This is a genomic window from uncultured Jatrophihabitans sp., assembly GCF_964246335.1.
Classification (GTDB): domain Bacteria; phylum Actinomycetota; class Actinomycetes; order Mycobacteriales; family Jatrophihabitantaceae; genus Jatrophihabitans.
On record NZ_CAXTQF010000028.1, the window covers coordinates 26787 to 42460 of the forward strand.

A 15674-nucleotide genomic window follows, 5' to 3' on the forward strand; every position below is an offset into this window, starting at 1 on the left:
ACTGAGGCGGAGCCGGCAGTGGCCGGGGACAGTTTCCGCTACGCGTCCGTACGTACCCGCCTGGCCCACTGCTCGAAGACGTCCAGGTGTTGTTCGACCTTGCCCTTGTTCGCCGCCGCCCACTCACCCTCCACGATCTTGCGCAGCTTCCCGGCCATGGCGAAGAACCTCGGGGCGTCCTCGTCGACGTGATGAACTCTGCTGCTGGTGTCGTTGATGCTGCTCTGCAGTTCGTGCAACGTCGGGATGTCCGGGAGCTGTTCAGAGTCTCCGAAGACGTCAGCCATCACGCGCAGCAGCAACAACCGAAAGTGGCGATCGCGGAACGGTGTCGACGAGCGCTGAAAATTCCGGTAGGTGCTGATGACGTAGTTGAAGTGAACGAATTCCGGGAGCGGGTCGGTGATAGCAAGGCGCTCCTGCGGTGTGCACCACTGAGGTTCAAATGTGGTGTCGAAGACGTGCGGCTCACCGCCGTCCGTAGCCACCTCGTGCGCAAAGTGGCGCCACGGCGCGAACGACCGCAACCAGTCGACACGACAACACATTTCCCACGTCGCTATGAGGTCCCGCCCTCGGTCTGCGAACCACGCATCCCACGCTTTGTCGATCCCCGCAACGTCGACGCCGGGATCAACGCATGCCGCCCAAGCGGCCTCGTGCAGGTCTGGGTCGAGAGGGAAGAGATCCGCGTCATGGAACACGACGTGCGAGGCAAGTGTGGCCGTCGCGCCGCGCAGCAGTTGCGCCGGATGATTCTTGCCGGGATCACCGAGCCGAGGTAGCAAAATTTTCTCAGGCAGTGCCAGGTCCAGGAGGCGCAATGGCCCATCCCATCGGGACGCGTACGAACCGACAATCTTGCGAACCGCCGGCGAAGGTTGATCCGCAATGACGATGGTCTCGACACGGTTCGTGTTGTTCACGGTCCGCAGCACGGCCAGGGCCGCGTCCGTCATGACGGGCATATCGCCCGGCACTGGGACCAGCACCGCATACCCGTTCGTCCGCGTGCGAAACGGTCGCGCAGGGCGCCACGCCGCATAACGTAGGCGCCAGTAACGCGCCCTCCACGCGGTCACGAGGTCCGCCACTTGTACGACGCGGCGGTGGTCCTTTGCCCGCGCGACCTGCCGGCCGCTGATCCAACGACAGCGCGGCCATCGGCTCCCCAGCACGAGGCACGAACACTAGCTGTGTCGTACATCCGTACCGGCCTTCCCACTCTCGCTCGCCCGGGATGACGGTTGCGCACCCAGAGCGGACAGTATTCGTCGGGTCGCGTCGCCGTCGTCCACTGGGCAGTACTTCTGCCGAAACGCGTCGTACGCGCCGGCATACGTCGACCGCTCGGACGTGGCCTCATGTATGGCTTTGATGACTTCGTCGGTCGTACGGACGATAGGTCCCGGCGCCTCCTCGACGATATCGAAGTAAAAGCCGCGCACGATGTCGCGGTAACGCGCCAGGTCCCACATATAAAATATCTGCGGTTTCGATGTCACCGCAAAATCAAACATAGTCGAAGAATAATCGGTCATTAAGACATCCGCTGCCAGATATAGTTCGCTAATATCAGGATACGACGAGACGTCGATGACACTGGAGGGCAGCTCGGGCCGCAGCGCGGAAACATTCCGATGCAAGCGAAGCAGCAGGATGTGATCATTACCTAACGCTTGATGAACACGCTCGAAGTCAAGAGGAAAGTGGTGGTCGGGTCGCGCAGAGCTCAATGAATCATCGCGCCAGGTAGGCGTCCACAGCGTTACCGAGACGTGCTCTGACGCCCCGAGTTGCTTTCGCAACCGGTGCCTGATCTGTGCGCTGGCCGCGGAGTTCAGCACGTCGTTTCGCGGATATCCCAGTTCGAGTACCTCACCGTCGAATCGGAAGGCGCTACGCAGTGCCTGCGTGCAGTACGAACTCTGCGAGAGCAAGTAGGTCCACTTCGCGACGTCGTTGGTCATCCACCGAAATCCTGGACCGCTACGGTCCCACTGCGGATTATCCCACCCGATGCGTTTCAGCGGAGTGCCGTGCCATGTCTGCAGGTAACTCACGCCGTCACGTTTATGAAAGCTCTCCGACATATACGTGTTGGCGATCACGAGTCCGGCTCGACCGAGGGTTCGGGCGTAGCGCTGCGTGCCGGGCTCAACGCCTCGTACATCGCTCGGGAGCCCGGCGGCGTCATGCTGCGCAACCCAATACCGCTGCGTGGCCCCACCAACGGCAAGTGCCTCGCTGAGTACGCGTGGACTGTCTGAATACGACCCGTCATAAGAGTTGAACAGAGCAGCTCCGGGGTCAACCGCACTTGTCGACTGCACTACCCGACTGATGTGACGGCGACCCATCCGCAAAGCGCGGCCAGCACGCATTTTCAGGCTGCTCTGCACGTCGAATAGATGATTACTCACCTGGCGTCCCGGCGCTCGAATCGACCGCGTATTGCTCGGCTTCTGGCCCCACGACGGCGAGCATACCGGTCTGTCAGCGGCAAACTTCGCTACGTTTTCGGCCGATTCGGTAATGGTTTGGAGGCTTCCGTGTCGTCCGCTGCAGCAGGAAGCATCGATGGAACCTGCTCGTCCGTGCGGTACCTGATGACCTGCGCGGGGTTGCCGCCCACCACAGCCATCGACGGCACGTCGCGTGTGATGACTGAACCGGCGCCGACTATGCAGCCGCTGCCCAGCTTGCGCCCCGGCAAGATCGTGCTGCCGGCGCCGATCCAGACGTCGTCCTCGATGACGATCGGGCGATCATCCAGCATGCCTTGCGTGTTCATCGGGACGTCCGGGTCCGCGTGGTTGTGCGCACCGGCGATCAGGACGCACCGCGGGCCCATCATGACGTCGGCACCGATATGCACCGGACCGATGACCAGCGCGTCCATGCCGATGTCCGAGCGGTCGCCAAGGCGAATACCCCGCCCGGACCCGAACAGCGCACCGTGCTCGATGTTCACTGCGTCGCCGCACTCATCGAGCATCCATTCGCCCAATGCAGCACGCAAGCGGCGGGCGTACTGACCGAAGGGACGGTTGGACCACGGAAGGTGTCGACCGAGAAGCGTGTAGACCGCGAAGGCCAGAACCCGCTGAAGCTGGCGTGAGTCGGTCAGCATGGTCAGCCGGTGCCGGGCCGCTGGGCCGAGCTTGACCGACATGTCGTCCTCCGTGATGCGCTCTTGGGCGTGCGATTGGTGTCTGTAATTTACCGGCCACGCGAAACACGGCGCTCGCAGGAACCGCATACAGTCTGCGGACGTGACCCCGAACGTCGCGCATGGCACGCCTATCGCCTATCTCGTCAGTGAGTACCCGAAGCTCTCGCACACATTCATAGCGTCGGAGATCCGTGGACTGCGGATGGCCGGCATGAAGGTCGACACCTTCAGCGTCCGACTCCCGCCCCCCGGTGACCTGCGCTCCACCAGTGATCAGGATGAAGCAACGCACACGACATATCTGATCCCCACAGTTCGCCGGCAACTGCCCGCGCTGGCAGCGTTCGCGCTGCGGCACCCAGCGATGCTGGCCGTCGGCGTCTGGCAGGCGTTGCGATTCTGCTCGGGGGACGCGCGCGGCCGGCGCTTCTTCTACCTTCTCGAGGCCTTGGCACTCGTGCGCGAGCTGTCCGCTCGAAACATTCGACACATTCACGTGCACCTGGCCAACAATGCGGCCGACGTGGCCCACCTTGCTGTGGCGATGGGACGCCACGTCGACGGGCACCCGGCGACATGGAGCTTGTCCGTGCACGGCCCGAATGAACTGTCCGACATCCGGGCGTACAACCTGCGTCGAAAAGTCAGCTCCGCCCTCTTCACGTCCTGCATCTCCGATTACTGTCGCAGTCAGATCCTGATGCTGCTCCCCGCTTCACGGTGGGGCGATGTGCACGTCGTTCGGATGGGCATTGACCCCGCACGTTTCGGGCACATCGATCGGGCGCAGCGACCCGAGACCAGTCCGACCCGCGTGCTCTTCGTCGGACGTCTGGTGGCCGAGAAGGCGCCGCAAATGTTGGTAGAGGCTATTGCCCGCTTGCCCCTCGGCGAGTTCGAGCTGCGCATCGTTGGCGGTGGCCCATTGGCCGACCAGCTTGCCAGCGACATCATCACCAACGGCCTGGAGGACTACGTCGAACTGCGGGGTGCGGTCAATCAGGACGAGATCTTGGCACAGTATGAGTGGGCGGACGTGTTCTGCCTGCCGAGTTTCGCCGAGGGTTTGCCTGTCGTGATCATGGAAGCGATGTCTACCGGCCTGCCCGTCATTTCGACGCAGATCGCAGGAATCCCGGAACTGGTGCGCGACGGACGAACCGGTTCGCTCGTCCCACCCGGCGACCTCGACGCGCTCGTCGAGGCATTGCGCGCAATGCGAAGCTGGACAACTCGGCAAGCGCTAAGTAGCGACGCTGCTGCGCTGGTGATGCAAAATCACACTGCGACCATCAACGCTGCGCGGCTGGCCGACATCTTCAGCGTGGCGCTTGCCGAGTGACCGCCTCACCATGGAAGGTGGTCTGGTCGAAGGGGAAATCGACGTCGTAGTCCTTCACCGGCTCCGCCGACGATTGCCGTCGTCGGCCCGGACGCCGATTGCGACGTTCAAGCACGCTGGCCAACACCAGCGCGACCAGCAGGCCGACAATGGCACCGGCTACTGCGTAGATCTCGCGGGTCTTGCGCGAACTATCGGCGATGATCGCGGCGGTCTGGACCAGATTGAGCTGACTCTGCGACGGCGGGTCGGTTACCGCGGTCTCGTACTTGTTGCCTGCCGCCGTCGCCTGCAGCCGCAGCGACGCCAAGCTGGTCTGGGCCGCCGCCAACTGACGCCTCAACCCGGTGGTGGAGTTGTGTGAGCTCTGGGCGTCGGCGATATCGCTGGTGAGTTTGCCAACCTTGCTCGATGCACTCTGCGCCTGCGCCGTCAGCGTTTCGTAGGTCTTCAACAGGGCGGCTGACTGCGTTGCCGTCGTCGTCGCGGTGAGGCGGATCAGGGTGTTCGCGACCGCTTGCGCGCCCTCGCGCGCAGCGACCTGCGAGGCCGCGACTACCTCGACGCTGACTACAGCGGAACTGGGGATGGGCGATGCCGAGACCGACACGATCGACTTGGTATCCGGGCCCAGCGCCTTGGACAGGTCCGCCGACACAACGGAGCTGTTATCGACGTAGCGCGCGTAGTTGCTCGCCAACTCCTGTGCGGCTTCGGCGAATCCAGGGACCTGGAAGGACGACAAGTTGTTGCTGCCTACCACTAGCCGCGACTCTGCGGTGTAGTGCGTCGCTTTGGGCAACGCGATTCCGAGGCCGGCCGCAGCGCCGACGAGAAGAAGAAGCACACCCAGCCACCAGCGCTTGAGAAGGCTGAACACAGGCCCTTCGCGGTCATTGCGCAATTGCAGATCAGTCATGTTCTTCCTCGGACGGGGAGTAGGCGCCATGCCGGCAGCACCGGCCGGCAGCGGTCGATGTGTTGTCCTCCGCTGGTTGGTCATTGACAGCCCCCCCGGTCCGACGCGCCGTCCGCGGCAGTTCCTGAAGTGACCAACGACCGTACCGACCTGACGTCACGGCTACCTCCCCTCGGCGTCAGTGGGCTGTGGCTGGCCGAGCGGCGAAAGGACCGTCCCGGCAAGCAGGAAAACCAAGGCGTTCGGTAAAGGGTAGGGGAAGGGGCTGAACTGGATGGCAATGAGCCAGACGATCGCGATACCGACGAACGCGACCCGGTATGCCTCGTCCAGCGGGTCGTCTCTACGACGCGTGAACATCGCTGCGACCGGTCCGCACAATACGGACAGAATCCACAGGGTGCCGCCGAGCAAACCCAACTCGGCTAGTCGCGACAGCGGAACGTTGTGAATCTCGATGTCCGTGGTGGTCAGCGGATAACGATCCGACTGGCGCACGTACCGCGCGGACTCGCTGAGAAATTCAGTCCAGCCGATTCCGAACAACGGGTTGGACTCGAGGGCACGAACGCCTCCCGAGTTCGTGTTTTCGCGGTCGTAGACGGAACGACTCGTTGAGGCGCGGTGGAAGACATCGTCTCGCAAGGCCGGGGACACGACGAGCGCGGCACCGATCGCTATCGCGATCGCGAGAATCAGTGCTGGTAGCCGCCGCCGGACGGAGGGGGTGAGCAGTCCGACCACCACGATCGCTATGCCCGTGCCTATCCACTCGGCCCTGGTCAGAGCGAGAAGTACGCCGACGAGGCTGGCCGCCGCCGAGAGGGCACCGACGGCACGCCACCCCGTCCGGGGCGTCGTGACGCTGCGTAGCGCCACTGACGCGAAGAGGCAGATCGCCATGGTGCTTGCGTCTGCGTCTGAACCGCCAAGAGGCCCCCGGGCCCGCCCGAACGAGATGCCGAAATGCGGGTTCATGATGTAGGACGGGAAGACCAACGAATGCGGACCGACCACCTCGAACACCGCAGTGAGTCCCAGGTACAGGCCGAGCAGGCACAGCACCTGCAGGATCAACACCCGGCTGCGCCTTGTCGAAAGTGCGACCGGGGCCAACACGAACAGCAAGTAGGGGATCGCGAGGCGGTCCAGCAGCGCAAAAGCGCCAAGCTTCGTCGTCAGCGTGCCGGCGTACAACGCGGACAACGAAGCCCAAACAAGCGCCGCGAGCGCGATCCACGAAGCCGAGTGAATCCGCCAGCTGCGCCACGGCACGCGCGGATCTACGACGAGCAGCACGAAGAACGCCGCGAAAAGTATACGATCCGGACTCACCGGGATGGGTAGGCCAAACTTCTGTTGCGAGAAAGCATCGGCCACCACGAACAGCAACAAGCAGATCTGAAAAGCCGGTATCGCGACCGCTCGATGCGACCGCCGCCTGGTGGTAGGTGCAGTGGCGGCCGCGCCTGTGCGGCGGGTCAAGACGTGTTCGTTCACAGTCGCGGCACCTTCCAACCGGTGGCCGTGGTGCGCTCAGACCCAGGATCGGGCACCGCGCAGCAGCCGCACGCGTTACCGGCGGTCCTGCCGTCGTGCACGATTCCTCCCAGACCGTCCGTCACCGGTGCACTGGTTAGGTCTCGACATAGGCCGAAGTGCATCCGTGACACTGCCGTCGAACCTGCGCGTCGACCGACGGCAACTGCTGTGCGCTGGCTTCGCGGATTCAGTAGACCATCGAGCAATGCGACGTGCCGAATCGCCGGAGGGTCCTCACTCAGCTTGCTCGGCCAGGCATGCGGGACGACTCGTCGGTGAGCCATACGCCGTTCAATCCCCGGCGCCGAGCGCGCAACGCCGCGATCGTGTTCAGGCCCAGGTAAAAGATCGCGGCACCGATGCGCGAGGGACGACCGCGGACCAGATCGCCGAGCGCACGCAACGACCCGCCGCGGCCGCCTCCGGTAGAGCCGGCGACGCCCTTTACCGCGACTTCGGTGCGCCCGATATATGACCTGGTGCGCACGCGAAGCAGCGACCGCAACGTTCTCGGAGGGGTGATCTCGAAGACGCCGCTGTCGTCGATGAACCGCTCTTCGTCGTCGAACAGACCCTGCACGAACAGATCGTCGGCAACTACTGCCGGGAAGTCGGCCCAACGCCGTCGAGCCGGGGCATTGACGGCGTAGCACCCGGAGCCGGTCATGCCGTTCAAAACATAGGGCAGCGATGTGTAGACGTCGTAGAACTGCTTAACCAGACGCGAGGACCGCGCGCTGTTGTAGAAGGCGCGCGGGGCTGCGACCGTCGGTTCCGGCGACGACTTCAACCGACGCACGAGGCGCAACGCGTCGTCGGCACTCAGCACCACATCGGCATCCAGATAGATGCGCGGCAGCAAGTCACCGGCTGCGTGATCACCGGCGTTCAGCGCGGCTGTTTTCGATGCCTCGCTGACCTCAACAACGTCGACTCCGTGGGCCCGCGCCCGGGCCGCCGTGTCGTCCTGGCACCCGTTTGCCGCGACCACAACGTGCAGTTCAGGACACGCCAGCGCTTCCAGGCAGCGATCAATGACGCCGGCCTCGTTGTAGGCGGGTATGACTACCGACCCTTCGATATTCACCGAGGCCGGGTCGCCACGGCGTGCGTGCGCCGATCCGACGTGGTCCGCTCCGTGGGGACGGGCGTTGTCACGGGCGGAGCCGCCCACCTTCAGCTCGTCCGGCATTACGCCAACCTCAAAATCGTTCAACATGCTTGCAGTCTTAGGTGCCTCGACGAGGTATCGCCGGGCGAGACGTCGTGGTTCGAGGCAAAGCCGGTACAACCACTCCATGCCGTGCTTCTGCATGAACGCAGGCGCCCGGCGGACCTGTCCGGACATGAAATCTGCCGCAGCACCGAAAGGGAGGTACAGCCTCCCTGACGAATCGTCGGCATGCGAGGCGATCCACCGCTCGGAGAACGGCTTGGGTAGGGCGACCACGACGACGTCAGGGTCCAGTTGGTGCAGCTGTTGATCGATGTCCGAGTGCCCGCCTGCAGCGACGAGTTCGTGCTTGTCAGGAGCCCAGGCACCAGCGAGTTCGATGTTCGGGAAAGTTGTCGACAACGCAGCGTGGAAGCTGCGGTGCATTTCGTCCGTGCCACCCAGAAGCGCGACGGAACCTTTTCGGTCGTCCACCATAGCCAAAATCTGCGGCAGCAGGTCCGCACCCGTGAGCCTCGGCCATGCGAGCCCGGAGACCTTGCCGGCACGACGGGCGACTGGCCACCCATCGGCGACGTAGAGCCATTTCCCGCTTCCCCGGTTCGAGTAGCCGGGCAGTGACGCGTCCCGATATCGGTATAGATGATCGAGATTAACTGAACAGATGGTCATCGACGGTCCGGACCGTCGAGTCAACTGATCTTCGACCGAGTCGACCAACGAAGCTAGGTCGAAATGATCAACAGGCAGGCGGCCGCGGTCGAACAACACGCGGGTCCGCGCCATGTTTAAGCCCGGTGCCCCGCCGACAGACGAAGGCTCGGTCGTAACCGTCACGATTCCCCCCCGGTATCGCACGTGCTCTGTACAACGGTGTCGGGTCCTGACAAGACGCTTGGCGGCTGCAATTCCAGCCGAGAACGAGCAAGCAAGATCAAGGGACCCCGACACGCATGGAAGCGACTATCGGCCAGGTTTAGGCCACGAATTGAAACTCGAATACCGCAGGCCGGAGCCGGCGCGCACTACATTGTCGCGCGCTCGCTGCTGCCCAGCCGCAGCGAATTCGCCGCGCCCTGGGTCCACCCCCCGTAGACTCCCTCCCCACAAATGCGTCGCCCTGCAGACGCGTGGTTAAGGCTACGTGGTTAGCCAGCGCTATCCAACTCGTGGCCTGCAAACGTCGCGAAAGTTAACGGTGCGGAAACGTAGCGATCCGGCGCCTCAGCGGAATCTCGTTCGTCGCGGCTTGCCAGACGAAGTCCACCACGCGTTCGCAGCTCCTGTCGGCAAAGCTGTGGTACCAGTCACGCTGGCGGGCCCGCTGGGCTGACCAATGCCCTGCACTATCACCCCGAGCGAGGGTTTGGATCTGAAACGTGAGTTCGTCGAGCGTCTCCGCTATCGGTCCGGGTGCGGATTCACGATAGTCATCGTAAAAACCCCGTTCGGCCGACTCGTAATGACCAATATCCGGCGCGAAGAACACGATGGGCCGGTCCAACAAAAGGTAGTCGATGAAGATCGAAGAGTAGTCGGTAACGAGAGCGTCGATTTCCGGCAGGATGCGATTCAGATCAAGAGACGCCGGAATGAGGTGGAAGTCCGTCGACTCCTTCGGCACGTGCACGACATCGCCCGCGTGCAGCTTGACGAACAGCCGCCATCCGACCGCGTTGCAAACCTTGGCCATTGACTCGACTATTGCGGCGAGATCGAGCTTCTCGGCTTCACGAAAAGTTGGGGCGTAGAGCAGGGTTTGCCGCCCGGCGCTATGCGAGTCTCGCAAGCTGTCAAGTAATTGTCGTTCCGCGTCGGTTGTGAGACCCATGGCACGAATCGGGTCGGTGCGGGGTTGACCCAGCGCTTTGACCTGGCCCGAAGAGAGGTCGAATGCTGACTCGTACCGGCTTAACATCGTCTCGCTGGTTGCGATCACGAAATCCGGACGGTCCAGGTTTGCAGGGGAGCTAAAATAACGCGCCCAACGCGCCGCGGTGGATGAGTAGAGCGTCCGAGCGGGATGACTGGCTACGACGATATCGGAGCCAATTCTCTTCAGCGGGACCCCGTGCCAGAGGTTGATCCGCAAGGCATGCCAGGACAACGCTGCGTTGATGTCCGATGTCCCGCAGTCGTAGAGGTACACACCCGCCCGCGCGCATGTCCACAGACCTCGCAGGCTTCTGGTAAGTTCTGCCGGGTAACCCGCTCGCCCCAGTTCATCGACAATCTGCGGCTGCTTGGACACCCACACGGCTTCGATGCGCGGCTCAGAGAGCGCATATTCGTAAAGGGCTCTCGAGTTGTCAGCGTACCGATTACCATGCCACGAGCCGAACACCCAAAGATCTTTACGGCGCGGGATGGTGAGCGACAAAATTCGCGCCGCACATGTCCAAAACAGACGTATTACCTTGCCAGAAATATCGGCAGGCTTTGGCATATGGCTGCACCCTATCAGCAGCTTCTGAGCGCTCGCGGCCTCGTTGTCGTCAGAACGCACCCTTTCGCCCGAGTACCGCGAACACCGTCCGGATGAGGATCGACAGATCCAAACCGAGGCTCCAATTCTCTACGTAGTACAGGTCGAAACGCACGGCGTCGTCCCAGGTCGTCTCGGATCGCCCGCTGATCTGCCACAACCCGGTGATCCCCGGCTTGACCATCAGCCGGCGGCGCGCGGCACCTTCGTACGTGGAATCCTCCGCGGACAGCGGGCGCGGACCGACCAACGACATGCGTCCGCTGAGGACATCGAGCAGTTGCGGCAGCTCGTCGATGGACAGCTTGCGGATCCAGCGCCCGACAGCGGTGATGCGTGGATCGTCGCGGATCTTGAAGAGCACGCCGCCGCCGTCCTGCTCGTTGTGCTGCAGCAGGTCATTGCGGCGGCTCTCGGCGTCGGATGTCATCGAGCGGAATTTGCGGATGCGAAATTCCGCGCCTCCCATGCCGAGCCTGGGCTGACGGAACAGCACGGGCCCAGAGCTCGTCAGCTTGACTGCAGCGGCGGTGGCGAGAAGCAGCGGTGCGGCTGCCACGAGAGCCAGCGTGGCGACCACGAGGTCCAGCATCCGCTTCAGCACGCGTGATGATCGGCCTAGCTGCGGCCGCTCGAGCCAGACGAGCGGCAGACCCTCGACCGGACTGACATGCACGCGGCTGCCGGCGATCTCAGTCAACGCCGGTGCCATCACGAGGCCGCGGTTCGATCCCTCCAACGCCCAACCAAGCTCGCGCACTCCGTGCGGCCCCAGCCCGCTGCCGGTAACCGCCACGACGTCGGCGCTGATCCGTTCGGCACACGCAGCAGCATCGAGCACGCCGCCGAGCACGGGCACGCCGGGCGCTAGTTCGGTGCCGCGCTCGACGTCCTCGACGCATACCCCGGCCACTTGCAGGCCGGCGCTGTTCACCCGCTCGGTGGTCTCGAGTAGGTGTCGCACGGATTCAGAAGTCCCGACCGCAAGGATTCGGTACGACCAGCGTCCCTTGACCCTCTGCGCCTCGACGAAGCGACGCACAAAGGCACGCGAGGCGAGGATGAACAGCGCTCCGAGCGGGATCACGCCGACGACGAAGCCGCGCGCCACAGGTGTCTTCGTCGCGTAGCAACCGATTGCCAGCAGACTGAGCGTGAGCGCGCTCGCGCGCAGAACCCGCTTCATTTCTTCCGCACCGGTGGCTATGTGCCGGATCTCGTATCCACCGCAGTACTGCAGCGCCGTGGTCCAGCCGGCGAGGATCAGCAGACCGATGGCGAAGTAGTCCGTGAGAGCCAGGCTGCCGGAGACACCGAAGCGCATCCAGTAGCCAGCACACGTCGCGAGCACAATCGCAATCGAGTCCAAGACGATCAAGCCAAGGCGATACCGAGCACTCCAGTGCGATACCTGCTTCTCGCGCGCTTCGCGCACGCGATAGGTCACTTCGGTCTTGGTGTCGGTCACAGACACGTGTCGCGTGTCTGTCTGAGTCATGCCATCCCCCCCGGATGATCACGGCTGACGAGTATGGAGTTCGCGACCTGCTCCCATCCGTACAACGAGTCAACTGCGGTGAAGGTGTGTTGAACGTTTCGAGAACAACAGTCGCCGACCGACACGTCGAACACGTACCAGAAATGTTTGGCGCCGGTTACGCAACTGTCGGGCCATCTGCCGACGGCGGCGTCCAGCGGTCAAGGTTGAACGTGGATCGCCGGAGGGCTGCGCGATCCATGCATCGGTTTCGCATGCTGCGCCCAATCAGCATGGCACACCGCCCGACCGCGACGTCGACGCCCACCGTCGTCGAGCTCCGGCCTCCCGCGGCATTCTGCCGATTTCGCTAGATAGCGCTATAGGCTGCAATCGTGGACCCGATCCGCAATCCCTACGCCCCCGGCGCCGGCCAGCGGCCACCAGAACTCGCCGGCCGGGACGCCGAACTGGCCGCGTTCGACGTTGTCCTCACCCGCGTCATGCGCGGTCGCCCGGAGCGGTCGCTGCTGCTCGTCGGTCTGCGCGGTGTCGGGAAGACGGTGTTGCTCAACGCTCTGCGTTCGGCGGCCGTCCGCGCGGGCTGGGGCACGGGCAAGCTCGAGGCCCGACCGGACCACGACGTGCGCCGCGCACTCGCCGGCGCGGCGCACCTGGCCGTGCGTGAGCTCGCCGGGCGCAACGAGGACGAGGCCCGGCACGTTCTCGGCGTGATCAAGAGTTTCGCTCAGCGGTCCGCGGACGTCCGCGGGCAGTGGCAACCGGGCATCGACGTTCCGGCCGTGCCGGGCCGGGCCGACTCCGGGGACATCGAGATCGATCTCGTCGAGCTGCTGACCGACCTGGCCGGTCTTGCCGGCAGCAGTGGCCACGGCATCGCCCTGTTCATCGACGAGATGCAAGACCTTGGGCCAGCTGATGTCTCGGCGTTGTGCGCCGCGTGTCATGAGATCTCGCAGCAGTCGCTGCCGCTGGTGGTCGTCGGCGCGGGTCTGCCACATCTGCCGGCGGTGCTCTCGGCGTCCAAGTCGTACTCGGAGCGACTCTTCCGCTACGTGCGGGTGGATCGTCTCGACCGCACCGCGGCCGAGCTCGCGCTGCGCTCGCCCGCGCAGGAGGAAGGTGCGGACTGGACCGCTGACGCGCTGGAGGCGATGTACGACGCCACGGCGGGCTACCCGTATTTCGTGCAGGCGTACGGCAAGACGACCTGGGATGTCGCGCCGAGTTCGCCGATCACCGCCGCCGACGTGGCGGTCGCGGCGCCCGAGGCGCAGGCAGAGCTCGGTGTCGGCTTCTTCGGGTCGCGGTACGAGCGCGCCACGCCGGCCGAGCGCGAGTACCTGCGCGCGATGGCCGAGGTCGCGCAGGACGGCGACGGCGCGGACACCGGCGTCGCGACATCCGCTGTTGCCAGCCGGCTCGGCCGGCCGCCGCAGTCGCTCTCACCTGCGCGAGACGGCGTGCTGAAGAAGGGGCTCGTGTATTCCGCGCAGCGCGGGCAGGTCGCCTTCACCGTGCCGCACTTCGGCCGCTTCCTGCTCAGCCAGTCCGGCTGAGCGCAGCAGCGTCGTAGCTGGGAGGTTGCCAAGCCCTGCGACGTCGGCGAAGCCACGTAGGACAGGGTGAGGCGATGGATCGGGGGACCATTTCGCGCGCGTACCGCCGCGTGCTGCCGCGCCGCGACCACCACCGCAAGACGGTGTTGCTAGCGGTGGTGTTGCTGATCATCGGGCTGATCGGGTTCATTGCCCACTTCGTCACCGTCACCAACGTCTACCTACTCGGCATCGTGGCGGTGGCGCCGTACTTGATGGTCGGCGCGCTGCTCGGCGCGATCTTGCTGCTGATTGCACGCCGCTGGTTGGCGCTGGTGCTCGCCGTGGTGCTCGTTGCGCTTTGCGTGAGCACGCAGTCGCGGCTCTACACGTCGACCGATCTGCCGCGCGATCCTGTCAACGTCACGGTGATGACGTCGAATCTGCTCCTGGGCTCGGCGCGTCCGGCCTCGGTGATCGCGGCCGTACGCACGCATCGCGTCGATCTGTTGATGCTCGAGGAGCTGACATCGCAGGAGCAGGCAGCCCTGATCAAAGCGGGACTGAATCGGCTGTTCCCGTATCACGTGTCGCGGCCGAACGTCTCGGCGCTCGGCACCGGTATGTGGTCGCGCTATCCCCTGCGCGGGGCGGGACACCGGCCGGACTTCAATTACGAGTTCGTGTACGCGCGGGTCCTCGTGCCGGGCGTTCGCGTACCGCCGTTGGCGGTCGCGCTGCACACGAACGGGCCGTACCCGGACAAGTCAGCGGCGTGGCAGAAAGACATCACGCACCTGCCGGCCGTGCTGCCGAAGCTCGCGCCGGGTGCACCGGCGCTGGTCGGCGGTGACTTCAACGCGACCCCGGACTCGGCGCAGTTCCGCGCCGTGCTGCACAGCGGGTTCCAGGACGCTGCCGATCAGGCAGGAGCAGGCACGACCCGCAGCTACCCGAGCGATCGCTCGTTCCCGCCGTTGATCGCGATCGATCACGTGCTGACCCGCGGCGCTGTCGCGCAGGCCGCGAGCACCGTGCAGATCAGTGGCAGCGATCACCGCGCTTTGTTGACCACCGTCGCTGTGCCACGCAGCTAGGTGCGTCGAACGAGTTCAGCTGCGGCTGTCGTCTGACCAGGACTTGCCCAACACGGCGATGTGTTACGCCAAAGTACGGCGTGATCACACAAAGTAACAAATTGGACGGATTGGCGTCGATTGCGGTGCACCTGCGCCGCCGAGTTCCTTGCGCGCGGTCAATGTAAAAAACATGTTTGATTACTGTGCGTGTCTGGGCACACCTGGCATGTCGTCCCCCGCGACCTCGACCCCCCAGCACATCAGTGAGTTGCCATGTCTCCCACTCTTCGTCCGTCGACCGCCGTAGGACGCGCGTCTTCGAGTCAGTCGCACCGGCACACTGCCGTCGGAATTGCGGTAGTCGCGACTCTGGCTGCCGGTCTCACTGCTTACGCCCTTCCGGGCGGGGCGCAGGCCACCACCGCCAAGCCGACAAGCCGACTGGTTCTCATCGGCCGATTCAAGGCCGGCCCTACGATGCGCGACAGCTCCCATAACACCTGGGCCTCGGACAGGGGCCTGCATGCCGGCGGCCGAATCGTCACCCACACCGGTAAGGCCACCAAGCACGTTGGCACGTTGTTCCGCCGCACCCGCGTGAACGCGGGTCTGTACCGAGTGCATGTTGATCGCGCCGGAACCTACCGACTGGACCTCGGTTACTTGTCGTGCACCAAGACGCGTTGCAAGACGCACATCGCGCTTAAGACGTTGACAACAAAGTCGCCTGGGACCGCATCGATCGCTGCGCCCAGTGCCGCACGACACTACGGCGTCGGGTACCTGACTATCTACCGTCGCGTTGTTACGACGCCGCCGGTCGTCAAGGTTGTCGCCGCGCCCAGCGCCGCGAAGTCGTCAACGCCGACCACCTCAGCACCCAAGAGTGCTGCTCCGTCGACGTCGTCTCCTTCGTCGACGC

11 protein-coding genes are annotated in these 15674 nt (G+C 64.2%); 3 read left to right on the forward strand and 8 right to left on the reverse strand.

From position 1 onward, the window contains the following. Positions 1–38 precede the first annotated feature (38 nt). From ACFFCN_RS10000 to ACFFCN_RS10010, 3 genes are all read right to left on the reverse strand, one after another. Positions 39–959 (reverse strand): hypothetical protein, encoded by a 921-nt coding sequence (locus ACFFCN_RS10000; RefSeq protein ID WP_375491205.1) that lies wholly within the window; start codon positions 957–959, stop codon positions 39–41. 231 nt (positions 960–1190) lie between these two features. Next, positions 1191–2384, reverse strand: a complete 1194-nt coding sequence (locus ACFFCN_RS10005; RefSeq protein WP_375491221.1) for a CDP-glycerol glycerophosphotransferase family protein — start codon at positions 2382–2384, stop codon at positions 1191–1193. A 128-nt stretch (positions 2385–2512) separates the two neighbouring features. Further along, the gene (locus tag ACFFCN_RS10010; RefSeq protein WP_375491206.1) at positions 2513–3175 is read right to left on the reverse strand and encodes an acyltransferase; all 663 of its coding nucleotides are present in this window, start codon (positions 3173–3175) and stop codon (positions 2513–2515) included. 100 nt (positions 3176–3275) lie between these two features. Here ACFFCN_RS10010 and ACFFCN_RS10015 point away from each other — a divergent pair, with 100 nt between their 5' ends. Further along, entirely contained in the window at positions 3276–4517 is a 1242-nt protein-coding gene (locus ACFFCN_RS10015; RefSeq protein WP_375491208.1) for a glycosyltransferase, read from the forward strand. Here the strand turns inward: ACFFCN_RS10015 and ACFFCN_RS10020 are convergent. The 5 genes from ACFFCN_RS10020 to ACFFCN_RS10040 form a co-directional block, all read right to left on the reverse strand. Beyond that, positions 4495–5436 (reverse strand): hypothetical protein, encoded by a 942-nt coding sequence (locus tag ACFFCN_RS10020; protein WP_375491209.1) that lies wholly within the window; start codon positions 5434–5436, stop codon positions 4495–4497. The genes ACFFCN_RS10015 and ACFFCN_RS10020 overlap by 23 nt on opposite strands. Before the next feature lie 162 nt (positions 5437–5598). Continuing rightward, the gene (locus ACFFCN_RS10025; protein WP_375491211.1) at positions 5599–6936 is read right to left on the reverse strand and encodes an O-antigen ligase family protein; all 1338 of its coding nucleotides are present in this window, start codon (positions 6934–6936) and stop codon (positions 5599–5601) included. Between the two features lie 280 nt (positions 6937–7216). Beyond that, entirely contained in the window at positions 7217–8923 is a 1707-nt protein-coding gene (locus tag ACFFCN_RS10030) for a WecB/TagA/CpsF family glycosyltransferase (protein ID WP_375491213.1), read from the reverse strand. A gap of 421 nt (positions 8924–9344) precedes the next feature. Beyond that, the gene (locus tag ACFFCN_RS10035; protein WP_375491214.1) at positions 9345–10658 is read right to left on the reverse strand and encodes a CDP-glycerol glycerophosphotransferase family protein; all 1314 of its coding nucleotides are present in this window, start codon (positions 10656–10658) and stop codon (positions 9345–9347) included. Then, positions 10648–12105, reverse strand: coding sequence for a sugar transferase (locus ACFFCN_RS10040; RefSeq protein WP_375491216.1), 1458 nt, complete (start codon positions 12103–12105; stop codon positions 10648–10650). The genes ACFFCN_RS10035 and ACFFCN_RS10040 overlap by 11 nt, the downstream gene beginning before the upstream one ends. A gap of 404 nt (positions 12106–12509) precedes the next feature. Here ACFFCN_RS10040 and ACFFCN_RS10045 point away from each other — a divergent pair, with 404 nt between their 5' ends. Both ACFFCN_RS10045 and ACFFCN_RS10050 read left to right on the forward strand, forming a co-directional pair. Further along, entirely contained in the window at positions 12510–13694 is a 1185-nt protein-coding gene (locus ACFFCN_RS10045) for an ATP-binding protein (protein WP_375491217.1), read from the forward strand. Positions 13695–13768: 74 nt separating this feature from the next. After that, positions 13769–14770 carry an endonuclease/exonuclease/phosphatase family protein gene (locus tag ACFFCN_RS10050; RefSeq protein WP_375491218.1) on the forward strand — a complete coding sequence of 334 codons (1002 nt, stop codon included), beginning with the start codon at positions 13769–13771 and terminating at the stop codon, positions 14768–14770. The last annotated feature ends 904 nt before the right edge of the window (positions 14771–15674 follow it).